The sequence below is a fragment of the Pectobacterium polonicum genome (genome assembly GCF_005497185.1).
In the GTDB taxonomy this organism is placed as follows: domain Bacteria; phylum Pseudomonadota; class Gammaproteobacteria; order Enterobacterales; family Enterobacteriaceae; genus Pectobacterium; species Pectobacterium polonicum.
The window spans coordinates 1-4,202 of the sequence record NZ_RJTN01000050.1 but is presented as its reverse complement, the minus strand read 5'-3'; the positions used below and the strand labels follow the sequence as shown (position 1 = coordinate 4,202).

5 protein-coding genes and 1 pseudogene are annotated in these 4,202 nt (G+C 44.8%); 2 read left to right on the top strand and 4 right to left on the bottom strand.

What is annotated here, in order from left to right; genetic code table 11:
• Positions 1-643: 643 nt before the first annotated feature.
• The 4 genes from EDI29_RS22460 to EDI29_RS22445 form a co-directional block, all read right to left on the bottom strand.
• Positions 644-1,006: a hypothetical protein gene (locus EDI29_RS22460; RefSeq protein ID WP_103199271.1), complete on the bottom strand. Its 363-nt coding sequence runs from the start codon at positions 1,004-1,006 to the stop codon at positions 644-646.
• Between the two features lie 119 nt (positions 1,007-1,125).
• Positions 1,126-1,356 (bottom strand): hypothetical protein, encoded by a 231-nt coding sequence (locus EDI29_RS22455; RefSeq protein ID WP_103199272.1) that lies wholly within the window; start codon positions 1,354-1,356, stop codon positions 1,126-1,128.
• Between the two features lie 48 nt (positions 1,357-1,404).
• On the bottom strand, positions 1,405-2,319 hold the full coding sequence (locus EDI29_RS22450; protein ID WP_103199273.1) for an Abi family protein: 915 nt from the start codon (positions 2,317-2,319) through the stop codon (positions 1,405-1,407).
• Positions 2,320-2,616: 297 nt separating this feature from the next.
• Positions 2,617-3,150, bottom strand: a complete 534-nt coding sequence (locus tag EDI29_RS22445) for a hypothetical protein (RefSeq protein ID WP_103199274.1) — start codon at positions 3,148-3,150, stop codon at positions 2,617-2,619.
• A gap of 507 nt (positions 3,151-3,657) precedes the next feature.
• Between EDI29_RS22445 and EDI29_RS22440 the strand changes: the two genes are divergently transcribed.
• Both EDI29_RS22440 and EDI29_RS22435 read left to right on the top strand, forming a co-directional pair.
• Complete coding sequence (locus tag EDI29_RS22440) at positions 3,658-3,954, top strand: hypothetical protein (protein WP_103199275.1); 297 nt, start codon at positions 3,658-3,660, stop codon at positions 3,952-3,954.
• Between the two features lie 67 nt (positions 3,955-4,021).
• Positions 4,022-4,202 (top strand): annotated as a pseudogene (locus EDI29_RS22435) (hypothetical protein); the annotation flags it as partial.

Genomic DNA, 4,202 nt, shown 5'->3' with positions numbered 1-4,202 from the left:
AAACTACCTGGTGATATCTGCTTCCAAAGGCTGGCAGATTTACCACACGCAACTGAGCGTGTTCTTCCTTGCAGGCTACAGAAGTGTTCACAGCCACCCTAAGGCGATCCTCACAGGCTGACGGATCATTGGTGATCGTCCGAGTGGACGATGGTACAGCGAAAAGGATATTAACAATGCGATTCGGGATCGTCAAATAGTTACCCACATACCCACCGACAAAGTCGGCTCAACACTCGCCGACCGCTCCCGTTCGCCCGCGCCTTTGGTGGGCGCAGACTCACTGGCTTATTTGTCCGTGGATATGTGGATAACAATAAAAGGTATACAGTGATTACGCTTCTGGATTCTTAAGATAATAAAGAAAATAATCTTAACGATAATCTTTACTCCAGCCAATCCAGACTGATGACTCCCCAGTTTGACCAAAAAGTGAAACACATCGATTTCCAAGAATTGCATCTTCTTTACACAGATTACTTTTACATTGAATAACCAGATCAGGCTCTGCTGCGTGCATAGTTGTAACTGTTTCGAAACCAAGAACTAATACGATCCTTTCAGGATCCATCCAGACAGATAAGCCTGTAACTATTTTACTTTCATATCCACCTCTAAAATTACCCATTAGATTTATTAAAATTTAGTCATATGTAGTAGTCGCCGATGTGCTTTTGAAATCCCATTTCTCGATCAGGCTTTCCACAAATTCACTACCATAGGTTTCATGTAATTCGATATAACCAAAAATAAAAACAAGGAACATCATGCCATTTTTCATTGTATCGCTGAATTCACCTAGAAAATAACCCGCAAGGCGACACATGCCCGCCCCACAAATATTGGTTTTATAGAGATTGACGATTAAACTAGCCACAAACTTTTTCTCTTTTGCAAGACAACCTAAATAAGCCAACTCCTTTTGATGCTTCTCTGAAATAGGGTCTATTTCATTCGACCTTGGATTTGGGTTAATTCTAATAGCATCTAATTTAAAATCTTTCATAATTTTATCTCCTGAAGAGCATTGAAATTTTAAATTTAATACCGAGCGCTATTTTTAATACCTAATTGGGTTTCTTCGTATATTCTTGAGGACTGTCTGCCAGTTGCATGGAATCAGTCTCAATCTTTACTGACCCACAGTGCCAGTATTGTCACTGCCATAGCAGTTAACATGATCGCGAAACCTGAACCAAGAGCATTCATAATTAAACTCCGTTCGGAAAGCGAGCAGGCTTGAGGCGTTTCACTGGCGACCTTACACATAATTTCTGGATCAAGCCCCCAATAAATAAAGGCAAATAAGGCAATAACAGAGATAATTGCTTTGTAGACCTTTGCTTTATTTAACATGTTATTAGCTCCAGCGGATAATTGCATTTTGCCAAACGAGATCACACCTTACTGCGGGATAATAAGGAAAGGTTCAGCTCCGGGACCGAGCTTGCAGAGGACAGGGCTGTTGCAGCCTCTTGCATGCATGAGTGCGGACGTAACATCGCCAAACGACCCAAGCCACTGCGCATTACCTGTGGTACGGAAACGGGTGATTTCTGATAGAGAGTTAATTCTGCGGGCATTACTGAACAGACGGTGCTTGGTAAGCAGATCATGCTTTTCCGGAGACAACAGCTTTATTAGCTGCTCAACGGTATCAATCTTCGTATTAATGTAGGCAATAGCATCCTGCGGCGTATTGACGTGATAAGCTTTCCACAAAGGTTCGTTATGAGCTACACGGTTACGGTATTCACGTATCGTTTTGACCTGATCCCGTGCAGTCGATAGAGTATTGGCGCCACTTTGTGAGGGCCATTGCCCCTTAAATACTTGAGTCATCATGGTATTCCAGAAGAGACCCGGTCCCAGCAGCTCGTCATTCATTGCAAACTCCCACGTGGAAAATTCGGTACTGGCCACGATCTCCTCATGGCTGGGAGTGTGATTTCTTCTGTGATAACGCTGCTTTTTTTCCTTTCTTACATAGTTGGCTGCGCTGGAAAAATTATCTTTCATCGCTTTGATTTCGAAAGGGGGTATATGGCTCGCAACGGAGGCATAGCTTTTATACTGAACCTTTTTCCACCACCATTTTCCAGAGAAAGTGATGAATGCACTATCAATAGCATTACGCAGGGTAATTTCAGCGGCGCTCAGCAGCGGATAGAGTTCGCCACCCAGCGTCTGATTCCAGATATAAATCCCCACCATTTCACGGTCAGTCAGTCTCCCGAACACTCTTTGGTAGCTGTGCATTCTTTTCTGTGTGAAGATCCTGTCCATTAAATCTGGCTGGTAAGCCACACTATCCGGCATATATTCTCCTTGTTCTGGCTATGCATCTGCCAGCGTTGACTTGACACCTTTGCCAGCAACCAGTAGTATTCGACTCAGGTTGGTGAAAGGAACCAATGGCCTTCGGGTGTAAGACCTTTCATAAAGACCGCAGATTTTGACCCCGGCTTAAGTCGGGGTTTTTGCTTTTAGAAACACCCTACATTCAGACATTATCCACCCTCTCCCCCATCAGTTCTCCGATGCGTCGCCTTTTCTCTTTTTCCCCAAACACCACCGGAATTGATAGTACGTTCGTTACTAAAGCGAGACGTCTCGTCACTTGGCCTCTCGGAATAGTTTAATGTGAAGCTTTCCTGCTATTTTGGATATTGGGTTGCTAGTTCTGTCTCCTTCGCTATCCATGTCAAAGACGTCGACGTTACGATGCTTTAGCACCTTGTCTATTTTTATAATCTCAATCAGTAGGTTAGCATCTACTAGTGATAATTCATTTTCGATGGGATAGATGGTTATTGCGGTACCCGGCACCTCAGTATCAGAGAATTCATTTTTGATTAATTCCAGTTCCTCAAAGATCCATGGCCTTTCGAGCTCAGCTCTTGTGATAGCTCCTCTCATGATGTCCCCCTGCATCTGATCTGGGATAATAAACCAAGTAGGTATTCCTCTGGAATTTGGGTGTCCAACCGGTTCATTTTCGCCGCCATTCCATCTGCAGGCCAACGTCTCTCGGCCGTCGTAACGTAATCTTGCTATAGAAAAACTTCCCTCTTTCTTATCTTCAATCACTCTAACTGCACTCACTGAGGACTTCGGAGAGATCACTGTATTTGGATCAATATAGCTCATAAAACCCCTTTAAAAATTTGCATGTATGATTTCTTGTGGAATTCACTAAAAAATCGTACATGCAAGCATGGCATTTAGCAATAAAATTTAATCGTCCCCTCAGTAATAAATCAAAATTGCAGGCAGATATCTGGGTCAGATCCGAAATCTGGTACTCCCGGATCTTCAGCCCGCCGTCGCGCCCGCCGCCCCGCCAAACACAAGATATTGTGGCTCTATCAGCTGCAATGGCTACCAGATATTGTGGTCAGGGGCTTCCCTTACGCCAGGGATAACCCGCGGTGTCCCCCGGCCGCCCCGTGCTATACTTCCGAAAATATGAAATACGCCAGAAAACGGATCTACTGAAACGGGCGGTCCGGTAATTAAGAAAAGTGATTGCGCGGTGGGTTATTATCAGGTCAGTGATTATTGCAGGCGGGAATGTTTTCAGCGTGATGGCAGGATACGTCAGTGGGTGAGGGTTTCTGAGCGGAATAATTACAAAGATGGCTTCAGGGGGGCAGCGTGAACGATGAAGAGCTGATTGATGATCTGATTTCCGAGGAGTATACCCAAGCATGGCTTTACTGGGCACATATTCCTACCGATGATGAACACGTCTGGATGACAGAGCAACTGATCCTCGATACGGATGGGAACATCATTGCTCGTAATATTTGCCCACCATGGTATGGCAGTTGGTCTCGGGTTATTTGGTCTCTGAGACCGGCGCTGTATCCTATTCCAAACAGTGTTATGGATATCGACCTTACCGACAGAGAGGCATCTATAGCGATAATTCAAATTTTTGGACATCCCTGAAGGGAACGGTACTTCGTCGATTACAGGCGGGATTTCACATTTACAGAACCACACAGGGGCTGGCGTTATGGGAAGCATGAAAGACCAGTTGATGGATATTGAAGCTGAACGATTTGATGAATGGGTTGCCGAAAATTATCCGGATGTAATCCCTGACTCCGAAGAATGGGAGCAGGCCGCAAACCTGTACTACTGGGAGCAGGAAGCAATTGCCGATCAGGCTCAGTGGGATCATGAACACGGGCAAT